The following is a 24,957-nucleotide window of genomic DNA, read 5'->3' as shown; positions in this document are numbered from 1 at the left end:
GAGCGTATAGAAGTCCAGGGGATGAACGATTATAATGAAATCTACCCATTCTTTCAAAGAAAGCGGTGTAACCATGAACGGCTCTGTGTACATATTTATTATTTTGATCGCCGGACTGATTTTATGGAGGAGAATGCGCAGCTTTTATCGTCCGATTCGCGGCAGCGGCATCCGGCTGCTGTTTCCCCTCCTTTTCATGCTGCCGGGCATGATGATTTTCCTCAATCCTCGCATCCATGCGCCGCTGCTGGAGTGGATCATCGCTATCGTTATTGGCTTAGCGCTGTCGATACCACTCATCTGGACGACCAATTATGAGGTGCGCGAGGATCAGCAAATTTATGCGAGAAAGAATAGGGGCTTCATCGTCGCTTTTCTAGCGATTTTGGGTATTCGCCTGCTGCTGCGGAATTACGTGTCGATGCTCGATCCGGAAACGTTTGCCGCCTTGTTTATGGTAATCGCCTTTTCCTATGTGATTCCTTGGCGCATCATGTCCTATCTGAAATTCAGAAAGCTCGCAAGAGGACGGCTTGTGGCGTAGTCATGAGAAAGCTCATTGACAGCCTATACGCTTTTCTCTATTATTAGTGAGAATCATTATTACTGAATCGAAACGGAGATAACGACAACATGATTAGAACGACCAAGAAAACGCTGCTAGCTATTGCAGCTACGATTTTCCTCGTATCAACCGTGCTTATGGCATGTGCGAAGCAGGAAGCGGCTCCAAGTGCTAGCAATGGAACTGCTGAAAACGCAGCAGTTGCAACAGAGAAGGCCATTACGCTATCTTGGCCGCGCGATATTGGAACGATGAATCCCCACACCTATAACCCTTCACAGCTATTTGCCCAATCGATGATTTATGAGCCCTTGGTCAGCTATAAAGCAGGAGGCAAGCTTGAGCCGATGCTGGCTGAATCATGGACAATTTCGGAGGATGGCAAGGAATATACCTTCAAGCTTCGTCAAAATGTGAAATTTTCCGACGGAACGTCTTTTAATGCAGCGATCGTGAAGAAAAATTTTGATGCGGTCATGAAAAACCCGAATTTGCACAGCTGGCTTGGCGTTATCAACGTTCTGGACAAGACGGAAGCTGTTGACGAATACACCTTTAAAATGACGCTTAAGCAGGCGTATTATCCAGCTATTCAGGATCTCTCGCTCGTTCGCCCCGTTCGTTTCCTGGGTGAAGCCGGTTTCCCGGATGACGGAGACACTTCAAAAGGAATTAAAGAGCCGGTTGGAACAGGACCGTGGTTGCTGGCTGAATACAAGAAGGATGAATATGCCGTATTTACGCGCAACCCGAATTACTGGGGCGAAAGTCCGAAAATCGATAAAATCACCGTCAAAATCATTCCTGATCCGGAAACACGCGTATTGGCGTTTGAAAAAGGCGAGCTTGATTTGATTTATGGAGAAGGTGTCATCAGCATGGATGCCTTTAATCAATTGAAAGAATCCGGCAAGTATACAACCCAATTGTCCGAGCCGGTCGGAACAAGAAGCTTGCTCCTGAATACAACCAATGACAAGCTTTCCGATTTGCGGGTGCGTCTGGCGCTCCAATCTGGCTTCAACAAGCAGGCGATGGTTGAAGGCATTACGCTCGGCCTTGAGGAAAAGGCGGATACGATTTTGTCCAAAAACTTCCCGTACACGGATATCAACGTACAGCCTGTTGAATACAACACGGACCAAGCGTCTGCTTACCTAGATGAAGCGGGCTGGAAGCTGCCTGCTGGCAAAGCGGTTCGCGAGAAGGATGGACAGGCATTAGAGCTGGAATTGATCTTCGATAAGACTGATCCGATTCAAAAAGCGATGGCTGAAACGATGCAAGCCGAATGGAGCGCTATCGGCGTTAAGCTGAACATTACGGGACTTGAGCTCACGACGCAAATTCAACGCCGGAAAGCGGGCGATTTTGACCTTGATTTCTGGTACAACTACGGAGCACCTTATGACCCGCATTCCTTCATTAATGTTGTAGCAGAAAAAGGCTGGGGCGTTGCCGAAGCCAATTCCGGCTTGCCAATGAAGCAAGAGCTCGATGAGCAAATTCATGAAGCGCTTGCCTCGACGGATGAGACGAAGCGCCAGCAGCTTTACAGCTCGATTTTGCTGACGCTGCAGGAGCAGTCGGCGATTGTGCCAATTTCCTATATTAAGAAAACGGTCGTGTTCCAAAACAAGGTGACGGACTTTGCGTTCCCTGCGAACCGGGACGAAAATCCTTTTGAAGGAATAAACATTAGCCAGTAGCAAGCAGCCAGCAGGGAGGCAATCCATGATTAGCTATATCGGGAAGCGATTGCTCGCAATCGTTCCCATCATTCTTTTTGCCATTCTTATTACGTTCGTGCTGATTCATGTTTCGCCTGTAGACCCAGCGGAAGCCTATTTAACAGCTGCCCATATTCATCCGACGGAGGAGCTGCTCGCCGAGAAGAGACATGAATTTGGCCTGGATCAGCCTTTGCTTGTTCAATATTGGCATACGGTCGTCAAGATGGCGCAGCTTGATTTTGGGCAATCGTATATGACGAATGAGCCGGTATGGGAGGATGTGGTGTCGAAAATGCCCGCGACGGTGCAGCTCGCCGTCAGCAGCATTTTGTTTGCGATGCTCGTCAGCATCCCGCTCGGCTTTTTATCGGCCATTTATAAAAACAGCGTGATTGATTATTTCAGTAGAGGGCTCTCCTATTTCGGGGCGTCCATCCCGCAGTTTTGGCTCGGTTATTTATTGATGTTTTTTTTCGCCGTCAAGCTGGATCTGCTTCCCGTAGAAGGCAAAGGCTCGTGGGAGCATCTCGTGCTCCCGACGCTAACGCTGTCACTCGCTCTTATCGCTATCTATACCCGGCTGCTGCGTGCGAGTGTATTGGAGCAATTGCAGGAGTCGTATGTGATATATGCGAAGACGCGTGGAATCAAACAGCGGATTATTATGGTCAAGCATGTGCTGAAAATAGCGATTTCGCCCGTCATTACAGGACTTGGCATGAATTTTGGCAAATTGCTGACCGGGACGATTATCGTGGAGCAGGTATTTTCCTGGCCGGGGTTCGGACGTTATTTTGTCGATGCGATTTTCAATCGGGATATTCCGGTCATCCAGTGTTATGTTTTCCTTGCGGCTTGCTTGTTCATTATCTGCAATTTAATCGTTGATTTGGTACAGCTTTATATGGATCCCCGAATTTCCCTGAAAGGAAGAACCGACCAGTGATTGCGAGACTACGCACCGTCCTGAGGGGCCAGAAAGCGATAGCCATATGCACGGCCATTTTACTAGTTTTCGCAATAGTGACGCTTTTAGCTCCATGGATTTCGCCGCATGATCCCATTAAAGTCAATTTGGCGCTTAAGCTGCAGTCGCCCTCGGCAGACTATTGGCTCGGTACCGATCATTTAGGGCGTGACAATTTTTCGCGTCTGCTGCATGGCGCCCGTATTTCGCTTGGCCTAGCGTTCCTGATTTTCATTGCCTCCCTGGGGATTGGCTTAGTGATAGGAACCATTGCAGGGTATAGAGGGGGCTGGTTGGATGCCTGCCTGATGCGCTTTTGCGAAGCGGTCATGACGATTCCGAATCTCGTGCTCGTACTGGGTATGGTCGGCATTTTTGGACCGGGACTGCTGCAGGTTGTGCTCGCATTGATGCTGGTACAGTGGGTGTATTACGCCCGCATGTTCCGCGGCATGGTTATCAGCTTAAAAGAACGCCAGTTTATTACCGCCGCTCGAATCAGCGGCTCCTCTGAGTGGAAAATTATTAGACGGCATATTATTCCGAATGTGCTGCCGCCGATTTTGGTCATGGGAACGCTTGAAATGGGCTGGGCGATTATGGATATTTCGGCTTTATCGTTTCTAGGCCTAGGCATTCAGCCGCCGACCCCGGAGTGGGGAGCGATGATTCATGAAGGCAAAGCCTTTATTCGCAGCCATCCGGAATTGATGTTATATCCGGGCTTGATGATTTTGCTTGTGGTCATTACATTCAACGTATTAGGCGAGGCGTTGTCGGAGCGGTTTGGGGTAAAACGACGGATGTGAATAGGAATGAGGCCCATGGTGGAAAAATCTCGCAAGGTACTGCAGGTAAGCGGCTTGCGTGTGAAAGTAAAGTCGGAGCAAGGGATGCTTTCCCTAGTCGAGGATGTTCATTTTGATATTGAGCGTGGCCAGGTGCTTGGCCTTGTAGGAGAGAGCGGCAGCGGCAAGTCGGTAACCTGCAATTCCCTGCTGCAGCTGCTGGACCCGAAGCATACGACCGTCGAAGGCAGCATTCAATTGAATGGCCGTGAGCTGAATGGTCTGAAGGCGGAGGACATGCGGCGAATACGCGGCAAAGAAATGTCTTTCATTATGCAAAATCCAATGAATGCTTTTACGCCGGTGTATACGATTGGCGTTCCTTTCATTGAAACGATTCGCACGCATACCGCCCTTACGAAAAAACAAGCAGCAGAGCTGGCAGTCACCGCGATGGAGGCGATGAATTTGCCTGATCCCGCCAAGTTGCTGAACTTGTATCCGTTCCAGCTCAGCGGGGGCATGCTGCAAAGGGTCATGATTGCGATATGCATGGTTCTGCGTCCAGCGGTCGTCATTGCAGATGAACCAACAACGGCGCTGGATGTCGTGAACCAATTGCAGGTGCTGAGAGAGCTGGATCGCCTGCGTGTGGAGCATGGCACGTCGATTCTGCTCATTTCCCATGATTTAGGCGTCATTTCGGAATTGGCGGACGAGGTTGCTGTGATGCAGCAGGGGCGGATTGTAGAAAAGGCAGATGTGTTTCAATTGTTTGACCACCCGCAGCATCCATACACGCAAAAGCTGCTGAATGCTAGACCGAAGCTGCCGGACCATTTGAGCGGGTATTTTGAAAACAGGGGGTAACGTATGCTGCTGCAGGTAAAGGAAGTCACCCATACCTATGGTGAGACGAGGCTGCTATGGCGTTCTTCCAAGCGTGCCCCTGTGCTCTCGAATGTTTCTCTTGCTCTGGAGGAAGGCGAATGCCTCGGTCTGCTCGGGACGAGCGGTGCGGGAAAAAGCACATTAGGCAAAGTGATTCTCGGATTGGAAAGGCCGCAAGCGGGTCAGGTTTTCTTTCAGGGGCATGATCTTTATCACTCGAATAAAGCGACCCGCAGAGCATTGCGCCGGGATTTGCAAGTGGTGTTTCAGGACTGCTACTCATCGGTCAACCCGCGTGCGACGGCGGAGCAGATTATTGGGGAGCCATTGGAAAATTATGAGCGTCTGTCCCTACAGGAGCAAAAAAGAACGATTGGCGGGCTGCTTGAACGGGTCGGCCTGAAGCCGGATGATATGCGGAAATACCCGAACCAATTTAGCGGAGGCCAATTGCAGCGTATTAATATTGCGAGAGCGATTGCCTTAAAGCCAAAGCTGATTGTGCTGGACGAATCGGTCAGCAGTCTCGATATGGTGAATCAAACGCATATTTTGAGTTTATTAAGCGAGCTGAGGGCGGATTTTGGGCTTTCTTATGTGTTTATTACGCATGATATTAAAGCGGCCTACTCCATATCGGATAAGCTTGCAGTAATGGAGCATGGGCAAGTCGTTGAGATGTGCGACGATAAAGATCAAGTTTTTGCATCCCCTCACAGGGCCGTGAAAAATCTGCTTGCCGCAATGCTTCCTGAGCATCCTCGCTATCGTTCACGTTCGTTGGGCAGCCATTCAGAAGCTTAATCGTAGACAAAGAAGATCGCAAACAAAGAAGACTCCAGCCCCACTTGTAAAGTGGTTTTGGAGTCTTCTTTGTTTGCATTATTAATGACGGATTCCGCTAAGCACGAATGTGGCAAGTAGATTCACAGTGGCAGCGAGTACGCTGCCTTGTCACATCGCCTTGCTGCCGACGTATTGCTTCTTGCGCACATAGAAGCGGCTAGCTGCCATGCGAACGAGCTGATACGTGACCTCAGCGACGAGAATGCCGCCAACAACATCAAGCAGGGAATGCTGCTTAATGAATACGGTAGAGGCGATGATCAGCCACATGAGAATGCTCCAGGCGATACGGGAAACGTTACTCAGCTTCAGGTCTCGGTTAATCGTAATGAACAGCAAATAGCTGGTGAGGCAATGCACGCTTGGGAAGCAATTAAGCGGAGCATCATTGTTATAAATAAACTGTACCAGCGTCAGCGCCAAATTGCTTGGTTCAATGTCCGGGCGCGGCACATACGTAGCAAACAATAGAAAAATCACATTGCAGCCCATAACGGCAATATTGTAGGCAGCTAGAACGCGCCAATAGATTTTGCGGTCAACAATGGCAAAGTAGATAAACGCCAAATACATGACAGGCATCCAGCTCATATAAGGAAAGACAAACCAGGAGAGGAAAGGGATTTTTAAGTCAATCCAATAATAGTTGTAATGGACGGTTTCAATGGCACCTGCATTTCTCCCAATCCATAAGTAAATCAATCCTTGTATATAAATGGTTGAAACACCCAAAACATGCCACCATCGTAAAAAAAACGACTTCATCACGGCCTCCTTAAGCGACGCACTTACAATTTTTAAAAATATTAGCTTATATAAGTATCACACTTATAATGGGCTCATATTTCACCGCGAAACGTTAGCTTTGCCGCCAGAGGACGGCGAAGTCGTTTACGCTAGTCATTTCTATGCCTTAACTATAGACAATTTAGCTTCCTATTTCAAATTGTATGCGATTTCCCTGATTTCTCCTGAAACACAATCGCGCTTTCGTGGGCAGGGCATACAGGCTGTTTCAGCCGGGTTGGTACGTTATCGGGAGAATATGGCAGGATGTTTCTGGATGCCTCCTATGAGCTTGTGAGATAGTGGCTAAGCGCATATTATCGGACCAGAGACGGTCTGACCGGATTTTATACATCCTGCAAAGTCCGCTATACTTAAAGAAACCCGATCGCTGGGGAGAAGGTGAAACGGCTGTCGCCGTCCTTTGGCGGCGCGGTGCGTTTCAGTCCGAGAAATATAAGCGTAATTATAGTGTGAAACTTATAACTCTTATATTTGAACAAAATGGAGGTTACTCACTTGACTTACAAGAAGATGTTGGGACGCCGAAACGAAATTCTGAAACGACACTTGAACTCATTCATTCTTAAAAATAACCGGGAAGGCTTGAGCGGCCAAGAACACAACTTTTACCAAAGCATGCTCAAGGAGCTGTACCAAGGCGAATCACAGCTGAATTCGATGAAAAGCTAAGCTTATTGAAAACAAATGCGTATGCATCAAAGGATATGCAGGCAAGTGGAATAGGGTTACTGAAGGCTGCTGGGAAATGCCCAGCAGTCTTTTTTTCCACTACAGTACGAACGTTATCAAATTTTATAGCTATTTACTTCCTTTCAATAAGATTGCATAGTGATGTATTATAAAGTATGCATATTTATATCATATACTTACCAAAAGGAGAGTGTAACTTGTGCGCGAAAGCTATATTCCAACTGGCGTGAAACTAAAAGAAACGGGCTTTGGATACACGTTGTCCTTAATAGGCGGTAAATATAAAATGATCATTATGTATTGGCTGTCTGAAAATAAGGTAATGCGGTTTAATGAGCTGAACCGATGTATCGGTACCATTTCCTTTAAAACGCAAAGCATCATGTTAAAAGAGCTGGAGGCAGATGGGCTTATTATACGCAAGGAATTTCCCCAAATACCTCCAAAAGTTGAATATTCATTATCTGAAAGTGGTCTTTCACTCATTCCATTGTTAAATATGATGTGCGAGTGGGGAGAGAAAAACAGTTCGCCAGCTCTGGAGGCTGTACAGCAGTAGGCATAGCTATTTTGTTTATATTACAAAGAAGTATCTCCTGAACAGGGAAATACTTCTTTTTTATTGCAGTCTTAATAAAGCTAACTATTTTGCTTGAATGATTTTGTGCGCGTTGATTTTTGCAGTTGGTTAAGCACCAATCTTTTAGATATTAGTTTCTTCTATAATCTTTCTAAGTTCTGGTGGAGTTTTAGAGCGGGTTACTCGTAAATATACCATAACGGTAGTTGCAGCGATGGCAATAACTGCAGCTCCAATCCAACTAATCAAAGCTAAGGAAGCTTGTTCCACGACAACGCCTCCAATTCCTGCACCAGCACCCATAGCAAGCTGTAAAACTGAGGTATTCATACTCACCATAATGCCTGAAGCCGCCGGAGCAAGCGTCATTAAGTGATATTGCTGAGTTGGACTTGTTGACCAAGCGGAGAGAGCCCAAAATATGAGCACAAGGAAAGCGATAGCAGGCCATTGGGCTGATAATGACAGTAGAACTAAGGCTACTGCATGCATTACCATACTGACAAATAAAGTACGAGGGAATCCCCATTTATCTGTACTATAGCCGCCAAACTTTGAGCCGAATAAGCTGGCAATCCCGAAAGCGAATAAAGCAATGATGACTGTTTTACTGTTCATCCCTGTAACCGACAGTAGGAAGGGAGAAATGTAGGTGTAGACAATAGAGTAACCAGAAATCCATAAGAAAGTGATCATTAGGGCTGCCATTATTTTCGGTTGCTTAATTAAAGCAAGCTGTTTGCGCAAGGGAACCAATTCATCGCCATTTGAGCGTGGGATGACTAAGAGTATAACGATCATCGCAAGAATACTAAGTGCACCGATTCCTCCGAAGATTAATCTCCAATCATAAACGGAAGCAATAACTCTGCCTAGCGGAACACCGATAATCAACGAGGTGCTAAAGCCCATAAGGAGCGTTGCAATTGCACTTCCTTGTTTATCAGGTGGAGTCATCTTGGTAGCGACAGTAAAGGAGGTTACAACGAATACTCCCATGCTTAGTGCAAGAATAACGCGTGAAACTATAAGAAATCCAAAGCCAGGTAAAACCACGGCGATAATATTTCCAATCACAAATACGCCAAGTGAATAAACTAGAAGCTTGCGCTGCTCCATTCGTGCTGTAAATGCGATAAGGAAAGGTGTTCCGAAAGCATAGGCGAGTGAAAAAACAGTAATGAGCTGACCAGCAGCAGCGACGGAGACATTAACGTCTCTTGCAACTGTGTCGAGAATCCCTGCTATGATATACTCGGATGTTCCAACCAAAAAGCTAACAGCGGCTAATAAGTAAATTTTCCAGACATTTGACATATAATTATCCCTCTTTCTTAAATTTAAATATTTCCAAGCGTATATAAATCATTTATTTCTTTCTTTTAGTATAAAGATTGTACTATAAATATGTAAGTACGCACTTTTAGTACAGGTACTGTCATAAAGGTAAGTGTCAATCTGAGCATACAAACTAAATTTTGTTAACTGTTGTTGAAGTTATAAATGGGAAGTTGCAGATGGCTTTTGGCGAAGTTGTAACGACTGACCAGGATGAAGCTGTAAGCCAGCTGCGTGAGGGGCTTGAGGAGACAGATCGTGCGTATGCATGGGAGAAGTTTGTCATTGAAAGTTTCATTCAAGGGAAGGACATGGTGGAAGTCAGCTTGAATGGCAAGCAGGCTTTGTACGGGGAAAGCCAATTCATCTGGTTCAGTCCGACGGATGAAAATCGCAGCTTGTGGCCATTGGGGAGCTGTTGGAGTAATGATCAGGGGATGAAACATGAAGGGAAGGAAATCCATAGCCGAACGCGAGCAGGTTAACAGGCGCACGGCTATGGTTTTCTTTTTTTGCGTGCTAAGTACTCAATAGCGCTTCTCTGCGAAAACTGTAGCTAAGCTGCTGTCGACTCCTTCAATATACAGAGGCACCGCGTAGACGACGCTCACATTGGACAAATTATGATTTAAGTTCATATCCTCGATCAACAGGATAAATCGTCCATCCACCCGGTCTTTCCCAAGCATGGTTTGGTGGAACGCGATGCCTTCATCCATATGCAGTGGAGATGTAGAAGAAATAAAATCCATGCCTACAGCCCGCAGGGAATCAAACACCATTAAGTAGTTTGCGGCGGATACGGAAAAACCGGGGTTATTATTGCTGTAGCGAACAGGATCAGACTCACGAATTTCGCCGAATCCCGTGCGAATGAGCAGCAAATCTGAACCGGCGATTTGGTTGGCGAAGGGTTCTAGATCTGCTTTAGTAATCAGCTCATTATCAGATTTGGGAATATCGAGGACGGTGACATGGTTAAAGACGAAATAATCAATGGGAATTTCGGTTAGTTTTTTGCCTTGGGGATTAAAATGCCAGGGGCCGTCGATGTGAGTCCCGCTATGATTAATGGTTTTTATAATAAATTGATTAAACAGGTCGCCTCTTAGGATGCTGAACTGCTGCACGATCTCAACGGGAGGATTATCTTTATAGACAGGAGTATGCTCACTTAGCGGATAGGACAAGAGCAGTCGCTTCATTTCAAGTACTCTCCTTTATATTTATTTTGTAGTGCCTTTTCTACTGCTCTCGCGAGTCTGTAATTGAAGCAAGCCATTCTCGCCGACTAATACAGCATGGAACTATTTTATTGATTAAGCGGCTTATTCATGACCATAAGAGCCGGGAAAACACGGCTAAACCCGCTGTTTCCGCGCTTTTTTTTAATCGCTTACATTTACGCTGGTGTTTTCTAAACAGATGTGTTATGATAAGGGTAATAAAAAATTAGACCTGAATTCACATATGATAGAAGGTTATGGTTTTTGAGGTTATAGCCTGCTACCATATGTGATTTCTTATTTTTAACGAAATAATGGGGTCATGTTTTATAAAGAAGGAGGTGCTCTTATGCAAACAGGAACAGTTAAATGGTTTAACGCTGAAAAAGGCTTTGGTTTTATCGAAGTTGAAGGCGGAAACGATGTATTCGTACATTTCAGTGCAATCACTGGCGACGGATTCAAAACTTTGGACGAAGGTCAACAAGTTGAATTCAACGTGGTTCAAGGTAACCGTGGACCGCAAGCCGAGAACGTTGTAAAGCTGTAGGCTTTAAAACGGACTAAATTCCCGCAAGGGATCAAAGACAGCTGTTCGGGATTTTCCCGGCAGCTGTTTTTTTGTATTTTGGAAATAATCAGCGCAAACGCCCCATTGTATGAGCGTTGACGAAAGGCTGGGCGAGCGCTACACTGAAAGGGAATCATGTTTAGGATGACGAAAGCGCTTACCAGAATAAGAGCTTCTTCCATTAGACTAACGGGTTGGTGAAGAAAGTGGAAAAAATAAAAGTAGGCGTAATTGGGGCAGGTTTTATCGGTCCAGCGCATATAGAGGCCTGCCGAAGGCTAGGCTTTGTAGAAGTGGTAGCGGTTTCCGGTTCGGATCAAAGCTCCACTGACAAAAAGGCGAAGGAACTGGGTGTGCCGCTCGCTTATGGCGATTACCGGGACATGCTGAAAAATCCCGATATTCAGGCGATTCATAACTGTACGCCGAACCATTTGCATTATCAAATTACGAAGGAAGCCATTGAAGCGGGCAAGCATGTGCTTTCAGAAAAGCCGCTGGCGATTTCTAGTAGGGAATCGGCGGAGCTGCTGCGGCTTGCGAAGGAAAAAGGCATCGTCCACGGCATTAATTTCAATTATCGCCAGTTTCCGATTATTCAGCAGCTTGCCTCTATGGTAAGGGATGGCGATTTAGGCAAAGTCAATTTGGTTCACGGCAGCTATTTGCAGGACTGGCTGCTGTACGAAACGGATTATAACTGGCGGATGTCGTCGGATATCGGCGGCAGATCCAGAGCGATAGCGGATATAGGCTCGCATTGGTGCGATTTGATTAAATATGTAACGGGCAAAAAGATTGACGCGGTATTCGCTGATTTCTCCACCGTGCATCCCGTACGGAAGAAGCCGAAGCAGGCTTCCGAAACGTATCAAAAGCATGGAGATAACGTAGAATATGAAGATGTAGCGATTGATACGGAAGACTATGCAACCGTCTTGCTGCGTTTCACCGACGGAACGAAGGGTGCCTTCTCGGTTTCGCAAGTGAGCGCGGGGCGCAAAAACCGGCTCAGCTTCGAGCTGAATGGCACGGAGAAATCAACCTTCTGGAACCAGGAGGAAGCGGAAAAGCTGTGGATTGGCTACCGGGACAAGGCGAATGAGGTTTTGATGGCTGATCCGGCGCTTTTTGCGGCAGACGCCCGTTCCTCCATTCATCATCCGGGTGGGCATAATGAAGGCTGGCCGGATGCCATCAAGAACATGATGCAGCATTTCTATGCGTATATTCGCGACGGCAAGCAGCTGAGCGGCGAGGAGCCGCCTTTCGCAACGTTTTTGGACGGGCATGTTTCGATGAGCACGACGGATGCTATTTTGAAAAGCCAAGCGACGGAGACGTGGGTTAAGGTTGAGATTTTGGAAGTATAGCGGAAATAGAGACATGGCTGCTTTATATGAAGCGCTATGTCTTTTTTTGTGGGACCTTCCAGTACACTAGAATTATTATGAATTAACACTCCATAAAATTAACCTTGCTGTCGATATTATAGTATAACGCTTTTAATAAAGGGGAAATGGGAAATTATGACTACCGTTCAAGCTCTGATTGAAGCCATGCCTTTCATTCGACAAATGATTCGTGAAGATGTTTCACTATCCATCATTGATGAGAAATCCTTTGTTTATTATGATACAGAGGACCCGTTCAAGCTCGGATATAAATCCGGCGACCCTTTGCTGGAGGTTAATCAGAACTATAAGGATTTGAGGAATGGCAACGAGAAGACGGTAGCCCATATTCCGAAGGAAATAGCGGGTGTGCCGCTGGATTGCTTATTTTTGCCTATAAAAAATGGACAAGGTGAAATGCAAGCTTGCCTGTGCGTCACCTACAAAATGGATAATCAAGAGCTGCTGAAACAGCTCATGGATAAGACGGAGCATTTTAATGGAAAATTGCTCGATGGTGTCCAACATCTGGCTGCCCATTCGGAGCAGCTGAACTCGACATCCGAGGAAATTTTAATTAATACGAAGGAAGCGGTCGAAAAGTCACGCGATGTCAATAAAGTCGCAGGCTTTATCCGCGAAATCTCAGAGCAAACCAACCTGCTTGGGCTCAATGCGGCAATTGAAGCAGCACGTGTAGGTGAAGCGGGAGCAGGCTTTGGCGTGGTGGCGTCGGAAATTCGCAAGCTGTCCGTGGATACGAAAGGTGCGACTACACAAATTGAGCAGTCGCTCAAGCTGGTGCAGGAGTCAATCAAGCTGATGGAAACGGAAATTGCCGAAATAACGTCATCCTCCCAAGAGCAAGCGAAGCTGGTCAGCAATCTCATGGAGGTTATTGAGCAGATGAACGAAACGGGGCTGGAAATGCACGGCTTCATTAAAAAAGTCATCTCGTATCAGCAATAAATCGATAGCAAAGGGCGATTTTACTCCATTTGCGGATGTATGCTATGATTCGAGCATACCCTACAACTGGAATGAAATCAGGTGAAAGTCATTAAAATCGGTTTTCGGACGATTAAAACGGCAGTTGGCGTCAGCCTGTCGATCTTAATCGCCCATTATTTGCAGCTGGAAAACTTTACGGCAGCGGGTATTTTGACGCTGCTGTGCATTCAGCGGTCCCGCCGCCAGTCGAATCAAGCGGCGGTCAGCCGCTTTCTTGCTTGTATGACGGGCATGCTTTTCTCGATGCTCATGTTTCAATTGCTCGGCTACCATGCGTACGCCTTTTTGGTCGTTCTGCTGCTGTTCATTCCGTTTTGCGTGAAGCTGCGCATACATGAAGGCATAGCCAGCAGCGCGGTTATTATGATGCATGTGTTTGTCCATGGGAAGGTCGAGGTTTCTTTTCTGCTCAATGAGCTGTTCGTCGTCGTGATTGGCCTTGGCGTTGCGCTGCTGGTAAACAGCTACATGCCGAGTATTGATAAGGAAATGACCCGCTACAAGCAGGAGACGGAGCGTTATATTGCCGTCATTCTCAAGGAATATGCCTGTTATTTGAAGAAGGGGTATACGCTGTGGGACGGCAATGAGCTGCTGCAGCTGGAAACGGTGCTGCGGAAGGCGAGCCAGATCGCCCAACTGGATGCGGAAAATTACCGGTCGCTCAAGAAAGGGCCGAGCTATCGTCAATATTTTGAGCAGAAGCGCAAGCAATATGATCTGCTGGAGCGACTGCTGCCGCTTGTTTCGCAAATTACTTCGCAGCTGGAGCAAGGCGAACGGATTGGCGAATGTATGGAGCAGCTCAGCGCCTATGTTGGCGAAGCCGAGTCTTCGCGAGAAGACCGTTACGATTATTTTTATGAAATGCTGCGCGGCGTGCGCGAATATCATAAGCTGCTGCCTTTGCCGCAGACGAGGGATGAATTTGAAAACCGCGCCAGCCTGTTTGCGGTGGCCAATGAGCTGGAGCGTTTCGTCAATACACTTTAGCCCTCTGAACCGGCAAGCAAAACAATAAAGCCAAGCTATTCTCTTCCTGCACAATGGGAGAGGGTGGCTTGGCTTTTTTATGGCTGGTCGGCAAGTGCCGCTTTCAGAAGAAGGAGAAGGGCAGGCGGAAGAGATTTTTTTTCTTATGCGGCTTGCGCTCCATGCCTACTGCTTCAGGCTGCAAGGATACGAGTGACGACAGCTGCTTATTACGCTCCTGCATGCTCGATAGGGTAGCCGCCAATTGATTAAGCGTTTGACGAATTTCCTCCAGCTCCTCGCGGTGATGAAGCAGCTGCACGCCAATAACCTCGTCAGCTTTGCGCGACAACGTTCCTTCTATGCGCTCTAGGCGTTCTGCCAGCTCTTCCTGCGGATTTTTGAAATCCCAAGCGGAATCGATTTTGCTCTTCGTATCTTCCGGGCTGAAAACAGGGAAGTGAGCGGCAGCACCAGCAGCACTGGCAGCAACTTGCTGCAGCCCGGTGACATCGACCGTTTGAATGAGCTCAGGCAAGGTCATCTCATGAAGTAGCTCACCCGCCTCAAGCTTTGTCTTTACGCTTTGCAGCTTCTCTAAAGCAGGCTCATCAAAAATATAATGACCGAACATATCCTTGCTAAAGGAGGCAGGGAATAGGGCAACCCAGCGTCTGATCGTCGTTTCGCTCACAGCTAGCTGTCTGGCAGCATCTTTCGTTTTTAACAGATTCATTAGCGAGCACCTCGTTTCATTCGTCTTTGCTGTTAAGTATTCGTGGTGAATGAGGTACTCCCTGCTAGGGTGACAAAGGTAGTGTCGAATCGCTAAAACTAGTGTGAAACTGCCGAAAAATGCCCCTGCCGCGCGTGCTGGCGCGCTTCCTCCCGTAATTGGGAAATCCCTATGTGAATATGGCGTCCAAACGTACGAGGGTAGCTGTTTTTCGACAGCAAAAGCTGGGTTTGCGCTATTCTTTTTACCTAAAAATAGGTAGTATAGAGAAAAGGAAGTTTTTCCAGCTTTAAAATAGAGGAAAGTATATGGTTTCGCCATCCTTTCTCTCTATTTCTCGGACTGAAACGCACCGCGCCGCCTGAGGACGTCGACAGCCGTTTCACCTTGGGCCAGCGGTCATGTTGCTGTTCTATTGAAACTGAGTGTCCCATTTGTATTTTTCATTATAGATTTCGGAAACCTCCGTGCCAAGCGCTCCCCAGTTATGCTGTGGGTTATTGCGAATGACATTGTAGAGCCGCAGGAAGCGGTCCTTCGGCAGCTTGCGCGCATAGCGCATAACCAGATGCGGGTATAAAATGACGTAGCGCTTCAAGCGGACGGCTGCTCCGGCAATACCGACGAGAATAGGCTCCCCGTCCTTCATGCGCAAAATTTGCGCTTCATGAATGAGGGCGTAGCGGAACGCCTTCTCCTTCAGCAAACCCCGTTTCAGCTTGGTAAGCTCGCCCATATACTCGACAAGATCCGGATTGAAGTGGTCGAGCAACAGCGGCTCCAGCATCAGGTCCATATCTTTGCGCAGTACGAATGATTGCAGCAGCAAAATTTGCTCTACCTTAATTTGGTCCGTACGGACGAGCGTGCCGATCTCGCGCAGCATCTCATACGCTTGCTGCTTCTCGTCGTTGTGGAACACCTCAATCGCTGCTTCGCGGTCGAGCCGCAGCCCGTCCACCAGCTTAAACGATTCTCTCTGCAGCAGCTTCCCTAACTGGTAGCTTACCCGTTCGGAATGGGTGTTTCGGCGCAGCATCCAGAGGAGAATGAGCGACGTTACGCCGCCAGCAGCGCAAAGACTTGTCTGCAAAGTCGACTCTGAAAAGAATATTCCAGCGGCAACAAGGGCAAGGATGAGAATAGATTCCTTAACGATGCTTCTTCGTTGCAGCGATAGCGCCTTTTTCTCCAGTTTAATGAGGGAAGATTTTCCGCAGGAGGGGCATATTCTATCGCCGAGTATGGTGAAGCGGCCGCAGCTGTGGCAAATTTTAAGCTTTTCATAAGCTTGTCGTGTTTTAATGTAGGGATTCAGCTGCACGGCTATCTTTTTCATCACGAGTTCCCCCGATCGTTGTTCTTGAAGATAGCTAAGGCAAGCTGATCAAGCTGCTCTGGCGTAGGTGCTTTTTTACGCTGGTTGTAGTAGTGGACACCCCGGAGCACGACGAAAAGAAACAATATTCCCAGACATACGTATGTAACCATAAGCGCGAGTCCTCTCTTATGCTTGAAGTGATTTAAGCGATTCTATCAGGTATACTGACAGTATATCATTATTGAGACAACAAGGACCAATATGCTTAATTTGTGGAGAAGGAGCCAAAAGATGATTCAAATATATCGTTACCTCACCCTGTTATTACTTATAACGCTGCTTCCATTAGCTGGATTTGCTCCTGCTCCTGCACATGCAGCCGCACAGAGCTCGCAAATCGACGCCGTTCTGGTGCTGGATGTCAGCCAGTCAATGAGCACGAGTGATCCGGGCGGCATCGGCAATGAGGCGATGAAGATGTTTATCGACATGCTGTCCGAGAAAGGCGATCAGGTGGGTGTCGTATCTTATACCGATCAAATTCAGCGGGAGAAGGCGCTGCTAGAAATTAGCTCGGCCGCTGATAAGACCAACCTCAAGCAGTTCATTGACCAGCTCAAAAGAGGGGCCTATACCGACATCGCTGTCGGCGTGAAAGAGGCGGTGCAAATTTTGAATGACGGTGCCGACCCCGATCATGAGCCTTTGATCATCGTGCTGGCGGATGGAAACAATGATTTTAATTCGAAGTCGGGCCGCACGCAGGCCGATTCGGATGCTGATATGGCTGAGGCGCTCAAGGAAGCGACCAGCAAGGGCTATCCCGTCTATACAATTGGACTGAATGCGGATGGCAAGCTGAATAAAGCGGCACTGGAAAGCGTGTCCCAACAAACGGGCGGTAAATCGTTTTCCACAAATACAGCGGCTGATCTGCCGCAAATTCTAAGTGAAATTTTCGCCAGCCATTCGCAGCTGAATGTAGTGCCTGTCGATTCTTTCACAGCAGATGGCAATTATCAGGATGTTAAAATCACGGTGCCAAACAGCAACGTGCTTGAAGCGAATATATCCATTACATCCTCCAAGCAGGTGGAGGCAAGGCTCATCGATCCTTCCGGCAACAAAATCGCTATTCCAAGTGATCAGGTGCTGCTCTCGACATCCAAGACCTACTCCCTGATGAAGCTAATCAAGCCGGAGGAGGGCGATTGGACGCTTCAAGTGAAGGGTGCGGATCGCGACAAAATCGACATCAATCTTATTTTCAACTATGATCTGGCGCTGGAGATGGATAAGCTGAAAAGCTCGTCATACAGCAAAGGCGACAGCGTCCCGATTAATGCTTATCTGGTAAGCGGCGGGAATAAGCTAAGCGATCAGGAGCAATACCGCAACATGAAGGCGGTTCTGTACGTCAATGATTTGGACACGGGCACCACAGAGGAAGTTCAGCTGAACAATGCGGGCGATCATTTTGAAGGCACCTATAAGGTGGCAGACAAACATGATTATGAGCTGAAGGTTCGTGCGGAGGAGGCAAGCTTCTACCGTGAAACAGCCGTCGTGAAAATTAGCGCTAAAGGCGGTGCCTCGGCGAGCACAGGCACGGGGACTGCGTCGGAAAGCGAAAAGCCATTCCCGCTCATTCCCGTTATTATCGGAGCGCTTGTGCTGATTGCGCTGCTGGTCGCTGCATATTTCATTATGCGTTACTTGAAACAAGCGCGGCGTGGCTTTGTCGGCCAAATGGTCATCGAGATTCGCGATGAAAATACGGGCGACAAAACGTTTCCTCAATATAAGAAGCTTAACGCCTTCCGAGGCAAATTCTCGCTGCACCAGCTGCTGCAGCTGGCACCGGAGCTGAAAGAGACGGAGAAGCTCATATTCGTGCCGGGCAACAGCGACCGCCTTGTCCTTCGTAATGGCTCGCCGTGTACGGTGGAGAAATCCGGGCGTGCGGTTGATGCCAGCGGCGGCCTTGAGGTCAAGAGCGGGGAGCGATTGACTATTCCTTTGCAGCAGATCGATAAGACGATTTTTATCGAATATATTGTTTAGATGGTTTTGGGGTTCGTAAAACCTTTGGGGATGGTGAAGAGTGGAGCTGCGCGGCGTGAAAGGTTTGGCTTACGATCGCCATTGCCCTTGGAATTGTTGAATAAACCGCTCAACGGTACAATTCCAAGGGCAAAAGCGAACGCTCCGCTTCTCCAGCTCAAACCTTTCACTTCGCTGCGCTCCCCTTTCACCGCAATGGTTTTAAAGCACCTTAAAACCATGGGGGTTCTAGCGGGGAAGAACACCCCGTGAACCTAAAAGATAAAAGATAAAAGATAAAAGATAAAAGATGAAAGATAAAAGAGCTAAGAAAAAAGAGCAAGAACAAAGAGCGGAAAGAAAAAGCATGGAGCAAAAATATTAGAGGATTTGCGAGGGGTATGGGGCCTTGCGGTCGTCTATTGTAGATAGCTTTTGCGGCAATATCAGGGTTAGAGGTATGGTGAGAAAAGCGGAATGGAATGAAAAGATTGGACTGGAGAAGCGTTAGCGCTCGTTTACCCTTGAATTTCCCCCTTGGAGAATAATTAATAGAAATTCAAGGGTAATGACGATCGGAAGCCAATCTTTTCATGCAATGCAGCTTCTTTCTCACCATCCTTCTAACAAGTATACAGCAATGATTCATACCATTTGGAGGTAGAACAAATGAAGCCGATTGTTAGAGAACATATCCAGCAGCTAGATGTTTCATTAGGCGGAGGTATCGTCAGTGAGAAAATCCGCGTCGATACGATTGATAATCCTATTCTCATTATTGGCCTCGGCGGCACCGGCATCGATGCGCTGCTGCGCCTAAAATATCAAATCAACCGCCGCTTTAAGCTGCCGGAAGATCCTTTGTCCAAACGCAAGCTGGAAAAACCGAATAACGTCGAGTTTCTAGCTTTTGAGACCAATGAACAGGACCGCAATAAAAAATATAAAGGCATCGGCCTCGACCCGATCAATGAGTTTGTACTGCTATCTAATGCCGAAGTCGGCGGATTGCTGCAAAACCGCAGCATCTTGGAGCCGTACATCACCGACTGGCTGTCGCCAGAGCTGAGTATTACCGATGGCATGAACGGCGCGGCAGGCGTACGCCAAGCGGGACGCTTGCTGCTCTTTACAAAGATCAATCAGGTTGTGCAAAGCATCGATAAAAAAATCAAGACGCTTTCCGTCGGCACGAGCAAAAAGCTGATGGTATTCCTGCTTACCGGTCTATCCGGCGGTACGGGCAGCGGCTGCTTCCTTGATATTTCGTATATCGTGCGCGGTATTATTGAGCGCGATCATGGCTCGGCAGGCGTTGACCGCGTCAACACGCTGGGGTACCTTTTTACGCCGGATATTAATCTCGCGAACAAAAGCTTAAGCGAACATACTAGAGAATATATTAAGAAAAATGGCTACGCTGCACTCAAAGAGCTTGACTACTGGATGAATGTTGACGCCCGCGGCGAGCGCTTCAAGCAGCAATACGGTAGCATTCTCAGTGTCAATTCGCCGCTTCCGCCGTTTAACCTTTGCCATCTGATTTCGGCGACGAATACCGAGGGCAAGCTGCTGGAAAATGCTTATGACTACTGCATGAACGTGACAGCGGAAAATATTACGAACTTTATGGCGAGCGAGGATAAGCAATCCGGCGAGGAATTCGCCATTCATGACTATATCAGCAACATCCGCACGAATATTGCACAAATGAACAAGCAGTATCCGGCGAACTACGATTACAACATTATTGGCGCTTCGTCGGCGGTACTGCCGATTGAGGAAATGACGACCTTTTTGGCGTATCGCCTGTTTAGCAAAATGGATAAAATGTTCCACAAAGCGCCGACGCAGGACGATGTGGAGAAATTTGCCCGCAAGCTCGGCATTGATCTCGATACGATGATCAAGACGTTTGAGTCGCGTGTGCCGGAGCCGCTTCCGGGCTTTGAGAACAGCGAGCGCATGAACTACAGCAATGTGGTGAAAATGCAGGTGGTCAACATGGATACGGAGCTGGAGCAGACGTTCCTGACGCGTGCCCGCGAGGAATATGTGAAGGCGAAGAAGCAGCTGCCAGGGGAAATCGTCGGCCAGTTCACCGATCAAATCCGTCGTACCTTCCTGCATCCGGAGCAGGGACCGTTTTACGTATCCCGCCTGCTGCACACCGAGAAAGGCTTCTGCCTGCTGAAAATGCTGCTTTCCTACATTGAAGTGCTGCGCGAAACGCTGCTGCGCCTGCCGCGCGACATTGAGTCGGCAAGCATTCAAGCGGAAGAGCGGATGGGCGATGCGAAGAGCGCCTTCGTGTCCAAGGACAAGAAGAAAAACAGCTATATCGAAGCTAAAATCAATGAATATTGGCTGCGCGCCGATGTAGAGCGTACCGAGCAAATGATTGAGTTCTACGAGGATCTGTATCAGCTGCTGAACAACGAGAATAATCGCTTCTACAGCGTATTTACCGAAGTGCTGAACGTGCTGAACGGCATTTTTGCGAAAAATGGCGATATTCTGATCAATGGCGACGAGCAAGCCGATCACAAGGGTAACAAAACCTACTATTGGAATTTAGTCGGCGTGCCGGACATTTCCGATGTGATCGCTCGCATCATGGAGAAGAAGGATGTCGATGAGCTCATTCGCGACTTCTCGCAGGGGCTGCTTGACCATTCTGACCAGTGGGTGAAGGAGAAGGACATTGATATCGTCAATTCCATTTCCGACTTCCTGACCGATAAATTCGGCGATTTGATTACGAGGTCGATGGAAGATTTCCTCGTGATGAAATATGGAAATGACGAGTCTATCGAGAAATTCGTCGAGCGCTTTATTGCGACTAAGCTTGATGAAGAGGCGGTTGCCGTATTCAATTTGAGCAACAGCTCAGGCAATTTGCATTTCCCTTCATGGGGCTTCGTATCGGTGCCGCAGCATGCGCCGAGCATTCTCAAGGGCATTCGCAATTACCAGAGCAATGCGGTAGGCAAATCGCATTTCACCATTAAAGAGAGTCAAGTGAAAAACCGGATTTTCTGGCTGAATACGAAAAATGGCGTGCCGCTGTTCGTCTATACGCCGCTCAAGGTGTATGAGGAAAGCTATGAGCGGACGATTCTCGATAAGGAAGGCGTCGGCCGCCATCTCGTGATGACGGAGAAGGTCAACTGGACGAATCTGCCTTCGCCAATTCCTGAGAAATCATGGGGCGATACGTACAGCAATGCGAGGGTGAAAGGCTATAATGCCCGCGTTCGTGCCGAATTCCAGCGTGCGCTTGGCTACCGGATTATTAGCGAGAAGGGTGTCGACAACAGCATGAGCAGCCGTTATGCGGTGCAGTTCACCCAGCCATTCCAACTGCAAGCGCTGCTTAGCTCTTACAATATGGAGGCTGCTGCTGCGAAGCCGAATCTTGGCGAAGTGAAGCGCGCTGTCATTGAGCTGCGCCGACTGCTCGCTGAAGGCTTAGCGCCGGACGGAGTGAAGGATATTTTCGGCAGCCTAAATGAAGATTTGGCGCAGGAGAATCTCATTCGTTCTCCAGAGCTGCTGGCGCGTGTGCGCGAGGAGCTGGTGAAATACGACTCGATTAGCGACAAGGTCGCTGAGCTTGAGAAGCTGCTGAGCCTGCATCAGGATGAGGAGAAGTGGCTGGATCAATTTATTGAGGCGCTTTACACGGATACGATTGTGAAGAAGGGCGCGCTTTACGTCTATGACCGCGACCCAGAGGAAGAGGCGTGGACGCCATTCGCCAATCTGATGAAGAGCAGCAGCTTCGTGGAGCATGAAGTGTTCGAGAGCTTCCGGGCGCTGGATGAGAAAAACCGTGCCGCTCTGCTGCGCAAAGCATCGCGCCGGGTGACGGATTTGACGGCAACGGAGGATACGAAGCTGCTCGTTCATAAGCTGGATGAGCTGTTTAATGCATTCCTCGACGCCCGCGACCGCCTGGAGTACGAGCGGATCGAGCTGGCGAACGGAGAAGATTTGTACCAGTTCTACAAGCAAATGACGAGCAAACTAAACGACATACGCAGAAAGTTGAAGTAGGCCTATGAGAGAGCTTCTGGAGCGGTATGCAGCTGATTATGCGGCTGCCGAGCAAATGCTCAGCGGTCATGGAGACGACCAGAGCATCATTCATTATCCGACCGTGTTTTTGTATATTGGCGACGAGGCGGGCCAAGCGATTGAGCCCATGATTCAGATGAATGCGGCGAAATGGGAAAATAGCGCTGGCGTGATTTATTTTCACGCGGCGTCCGCTTCAAGGAGCGGCGATTCCGCCGGCGGGAACGGACGGCAGGCGGCGAGCGCCGCCCATGCCGCTAAGGTGACAGAGGTCGTGCTGGACGGCTTGTCGCCGTTTGGCAGCGACCATAAGGCGGGGCGCAAGGAGCTATGGGAAGCTTTCCGCGGCAATGCCGGTTATTTGGCTGACCTGAACCGCGCGCTCCGCGGTGTCAGCGATACGATTGCCGATTATGGCAGGCTGTATGCCTCCTTTGATCGGCTGCATTTGGCGGTTATCACGCGTGCGGATGACCCAATGAACGCGCTGGTGCCGGATATTTCCCTGCTGGCACAGGCGATTTTTCAGCAATCGTTCAAATCCGTGCAGATGGATCTTTATACGCTAATCAGCGAGCGTGAGCAAATGGATACCTTCGCTCACGCCAGCGCTATTGGCGTGAGTTTTCTGCGCGAGCTGGAAGGGATGCAGCGGCCGGATTATACGTTCTCGGCGATGCTTGAGGTGACTGGCGACGGGCTGGCGATTCCGGTCGTTCATCCGCCGTCACCGCTGTTCGATCTCGTCTACGTGCTGTCGGACCGCAATGAGAAGGGCATGACAGCCGTCAACGGCATTCGAGACAATTACGATATTATTTGCCATATTCAGCTGCTCAAAAACCGCAAGCGCAAGGACGCGCAGGCGGACGCTGCCTATGGCGGCTACAATAACTCGACGTTCAAGAACAGCCTGCGTACGGAATCAGGCAGGCAGGGCTTCGTCTCTGCGGGGCTGTCGAAGGTGAAGCGCCCGAATTATTCGATTGCGCTGACGGTGCTGTATCATCTTCATATGCAGCTATCCGAGCTGCTGGCGAAGGAGCCTGAGCTCAGCATGCGGGAGAAGCTTGCCTGCTTCGGCCTCGATCCGGCCTCGGTCGATGCGATGCTGACACAGCTGCTGCCGAGCGACGAGCAGCTTGCCGACATGACGGGACTGCTGACCTCCGGCGTTCGTTATGAGCAGCTTAAGCCGTTATCGCTGCGTGACGCTGAGGAGGCGCTGTTTGGGGACGGAGCCTCTGTCTTTTTCCATAATCATTTCGCCCGCACGGCGCAGCAGCGGCTGTCCGAATTTGGCGCGGCGGCGGAAATGCGCCGTGCTGTTGCCAAGTTCGAGCGGGAGCGTACGGACATTAGCTTTTACCAGCTATGTGCTTGGACGGAGCCAAGCGGCGACGATGGCAGTGTGCTTGCAGGCGTCCGCAGCCGCATTAAAGAGCTGGCGATTGCGGTGGAGCAGGCGCGCGAGGAGCTGGAGCGCACGCAGGCGGGACGCGCGGAGGATGTCCGCATTCAGCGGCTGCCTTTTATGGATAAGCAAAACCTGCGTTCGTTTATCCGTGCTTTTTTTGGGCTGGTATATGGCCAGAAATGGGAGCTGCTCCGGCTGGAGCTAGAGCTGTCTCTGTATCGCCGATTGGCGGATGAGCTGGAGCAGCTTCATGAGCTGTATCGTCTGCGCGTCAAGCAGATGGCGGATATGGCAGACGTCATGAAGCTGACGGCGCTGCAAAGCATCAAGACCGCTGATGATTACATCGGGCAAAATATTTTTGAATATTATGCTCGGGTAACGGGTGATATCGTTCTGGATGTACAGGATAAACGGGGTGCGGGCATCTGGTTTGATGAGCGTTATCTCGGTTCGGCGGCGGAGCTGCTGGAGCAGGGCAACGAGGCTTACGTGAATAAGCTAGCCCAGCTAGGCTTGAAGCATGTGCTGACGGCGGAGCCATTTGCCCAGACGTTTGAGGAGGAGCTGCTACGCAGGGCGAATGTGACGATTGACTACACGAACCGCCAAGCGCTGGCGAAAGAGGATTTGTTCAAGCGCCTCTACCGGACTCTGGAGGAAAATGCGTCAATCAACGTTCGGCTGCTGGATTATACGCATGAGCATCGCTACGAGGAAAAATATATGTTCGGCGATGCGGACAGCGAGTTTGTGCAGTATGCGCTTGGCGTCGACGAAACGTCGCGGATCTACAAGCTCGGCTGCATTCACGAGAAGCGCAGCAGCGGTGTGGAGAAGCTGAACCTGATGGGCGGCTTCCATCTTGAAGACCTGCTGTATTATCGCAATGGCAAGGTGTATTACGAGACATATAGAGAGAACGGCTATGCGTTCCACGGCGTGGATCCGGCAGGCTTGCCGGAGCTGCGTTAGAGG

22 protein-coding genes are annotated in these 24,957 nt (G+C 48.9%); 15 read left to right on the top strand and 7 right to left on the bottom strand.

The annotated features are described in order from the left end of the window. Positions 1-34 precede the first annotated feature (34 nt). From AC50YG_RS21990 to nikE, 6 genes are all read left to right on the top strand, one after another. Positions 35-544, top strand: coding sequence for a CcdC family protein (locus tag AC50YG_RS21990; RefSeq protein WP_494829606.1), 510 nt, complete (start codon positions 35-37; stop codon positions 542-544). An 89-nt stretch (positions 545-633) separates the two neighbouring features. Then, positions 634-2,274, top strand: a complete 1,641-nt coding sequence (nikA, locus tag AC50YG_RS21985; RefSeq protein ID WP_494829604.1) for a nickel ABC transporter substrate-binding protein — start codon at positions 634-636, stop codon at positions 2,272-2,274. Between the two features lie 25 nt (positions 2,275-2,299). Then, positions 2,300-3,244: a nickel ABC transporter permease subunit NikB gene (nikB, locus tag AC50YG_RS21980; protein ID WP_494829602.1), complete on the top strand. Its 945-nt coding sequence runs from the start codon at positions 2,300-2,302 to the stop codon at positions 3,242-3,244. Continuing rightward, complete coding sequence (gene nikC, locus AC50YG_RS21975; RefSeq protein WP_445933823.1) at positions 3,244-4,074, top strand: nickel ABC transporter permease subunit NikC; 831 nt, start codon at positions 3,244-3,246, stop codon at positions 4,072-4,074. The genes nikB and nikC overlap by 1 nt, the downstream gene beginning before the upstream one ends. Positions 4,075-4,089: 15 nt before the next feature. Beyond that, positions 4,090-4,923: a nickel import ATP-binding protein NikD gene (gene nikD, locus AC50YG_RS21970; RefSeq protein WP_494829600.1), complete on the top strand. Its 834-nt coding sequence runs from the start codon at positions 4,090-4,092 to the stop codon at positions 4,921-4,923. 3 nt (positions 4,924-4,926) lie between these two features. Continuing rightward, on the top strand, positions 4,927-5,748 hold the full coding sequence (gene nikE, locus AC50YG_RS21965; protein ID WP_494829598.1) for a nickel import ATP-binding protein NikE: 822 nt from the start codon (positions 4,927-4,929) through the stop codon (positions 5,746-5,748). A 150-nt stretch (positions 5,749-5,898) separates the two neighbouring features. Here nikE and AC50YG_RS21960 read toward each other — a convergent pair whose 3' ends face one another. After that, positions 5,899-6,555 carry a phosphatase PAP2 family protein gene (locus AC50YG_RS21960; protein ID WP_494829593.1) on the bottom strand — a complete coding sequence of 219 codons (657 nt, stop codon included), beginning with the start codon at positions 6,553-6,555 and terminating at the stop codon, positions 5,899-5,901. 934 nt (positions 6,556-7,489) lie between these two features. On the opposite strand from AC50YG_RS21960, the gene AC50YG_RS21955 reads away from it, so the two are divergent. After that, complete coding sequence (locus AC50YG_RS21955) at positions 7,490-7,849, top strand: winged helix-turn-helix transcriptional regulator (protein WP_494829588.1); 360 nt, start codon at positions 7,490-7,492, stop codon at positions 7,847-7,849. Between the two features lie 144 nt (positions 7,850-7,993). On the opposite strand, the gene AC50YG_RS21950 is transcribed toward AC50YG_RS21955, so the two are convergent. After that, the gene (locus tag AC50YG_RS21950; RefSeq protein WP_494829586.1) at positions 7,994-9,187 is read right to left on the bottom strand and encodes an MFS transporter; all 1,194 of its coding nucleotides are present in this window, start codon (positions 9,185-9,187) and stop codon (positions 7,994-7,996) included. A gap of 200 nt (positions 9,188-9,387) precedes the next feature. Between AC50YG_RS21950 and AC50YG_RS21945 the strand changes: the two genes are divergently transcribed. Further along, positions 9,388-9,693, top strand: coding sequence for a hypothetical protein (locus tag AC50YG_RS21945; protein WP_494829584.1), 306 nt, complete (start codon positions 9,388-9,390; stop codon positions 9,691-9,693). Between the two features lie 42 nt (positions 9,694-9,735). Here AC50YG_RS21945 and AC50YG_RS21940 read toward each other — a convergent pair whose 3' ends face one another. After that, entirely contained in the window at positions 9,736-10,413 is a 678-nt protein-coding gene (locus AC50YG_RS21940; protein WP_494829582.1) for a cyclase family protein, read from the bottom strand. 370 nt (positions 10,414-10,783) lie between these two features. Here AC50YG_RS21940 and AC50YG_RS21935 point away from each other — a divergent pair, with 370 nt between their 5' ends. The 4 genes from AC50YG_RS21935 (at position 10,784) to AC50YG_RS21920 (ending at position 14,403) form a co-directional block, all read left to right on the top strand. Beyond that, complete coding sequence (locus AC50YG_RS21935) at positions 10,784-10,984, top strand: cold-shock protein (protein WP_046231731.1); 201 nt, start codon at positions 10,784-10,786, stop codon at positions 10,982-10,984. Positions 10,985-11,211: 227 nt separating this feature from the next. Continuing rightward, complete coding sequence (locus AC50YG_RS21930; protein WP_494829579.1) at positions 11,212-12,378, top strand: Gfo/Idh/MocA family protein; 1,167 nt, start codon at positions 11,212-11,214, stop codon at positions 12,376-12,378. 156 nt (positions 12,379-12,534) lie between these two features. Then, complete coding sequence (locus AC50YG_RS21925; RefSeq protein ID WP_494829577.1) at positions 12,535-13,368, top strand: methyl-accepting chemotaxis protein; 834 nt, start codon at positions 12,535-12,537, stop codon at positions 13,366-13,368. 81 nt (positions 13,369-13,449) lie between these two features. Then, a complete protein-coding gene (locus AC50YG_RS21920) occupies positions 13,450-14,403 on the top strand; it encodes an aromatic acid exporter family protein (RefSeq protein WP_473756919.1) in 954 nt (317 codons plus the stop codon). A 103-nt stretch (positions 14,404-14,506) separates the two neighbouring features. Here the strand turns inward: AC50YG_RS21920 and AC50YG_RS21915 are convergent, their stop codons facing one another. The 3 genes from AC50YG_RS21915 to AC50YG_RS21905 all read right to left on the bottom strand — a co-directional run bounded on the left by AC50YG_RS21915 (position 14,507) and on the right by AC50YG_RS21905 (position 16,609). Further along, the gene (locus AC50YG_RS21915; RefSeq protein WP_494829575.1) at positions 14,507-15,118 is read right to left on the bottom strand and encodes a hypothetical protein; all 612 of its coding nucleotides are present in this window, start codon (positions 15,116-15,118) and stop codon (positions 14,507-14,509) included. A gap of 412 nt (positions 15,119-15,530) precedes the next feature. Next, positions 15,531-16,457 carry a zinc ribbon domain-containing protein gene (locus AC50YG_RS21910; RefSeq protein ID WP_494829573.1) on the bottom strand — a complete coding sequence of 309 codons (927 nt, stop codon included), beginning with the start codon at positions 16,455-16,457 and terminating at the stop codon, positions 15,531-15,533. Then, complete coding sequence (locus tag AC50YG_RS21905) at positions 16,457-16,609, bottom strand: hypothetical protein (protein ID WP_494829571.1); 153 nt, start codon at positions 16,607-16,609, stop codon at positions 16,457-16,459. The genes AC50YG_RS21910 and AC50YG_RS21905 overlap by 1 nt, the downstream gene beginning before the upstream one ends. Before the next feature lie 121 nt (positions 16,610-16,730). Between AC50YG_RS21905 and AC50YG_RS21900 the strand changes: the two genes are divergently transcribed. Next, the gene (locus tag AC50YG_RS21900; RefSeq protein ID WP_494829569.1) at positions 16,731-18,503 is read left to right on the top strand and encodes a vWA domain-containing protein; all 1,773 of its coding nucleotides are present in this window, start codon (positions 16,731-16,733) and stop codon (positions 18,501-18,503) included. Here AC50YG_RS21900 and AC50YG_RS21895 read toward each other — a convergent pair. Next, positions 18,500-18,673 (bottom strand): hypothetical protein, encoded by a 174-nt coding sequence (locus AC50YG_RS21895; protein WP_494829567.1) that lies wholly within the window; start codon positions 18,671-18,673, stop codon positions 18,500-18,502. The genes AC50YG_RS21900 and AC50YG_RS21895 overlap by 4 nt on opposite strands. 478 nt (positions 18,674-19,151) lie before the next feature. Here AC50YG_RS21895 and AC50YG_RS21890 point away from each other — a divergent pair, with 478 nt between their 5' ends. Together AC50YG_RS21890 and AC50YG_RS21885 are read left to right on the top strand one after the other, a co-directional pair. After that, positions 19,152-22,541 (top strand): tubulin-like doman-containing protein, encoded by a 3,390-nt coding sequence (locus tag AC50YG_RS21890; protein ID WP_494829565.1) that lies wholly within the window; start codon positions 19,152-19,154, stop codon positions 22,539-22,541. 4 nt (positions 22,542-22,545) lie between these two features. After that, positions 22,546-24,954, top strand: a complete 2,409-nt coding sequence (locus AC50YG_RS21885) for a transcription initiation factor TFIID (protein ID WP_494829563.1) — start codon at positions 22,546-22,548, stop codon at positions 24,952-24,954. Positions 24,955-24,957 lie beyond the last annotated feature (3 nt).

Source organism: Paenibacillus sp. J31R34 (assembly GCF_059383715.1).
Note: the sequence above shows the minus strand (reverse complement) of the source record. Positions and strands in the feature narration are given on the sequence as shown.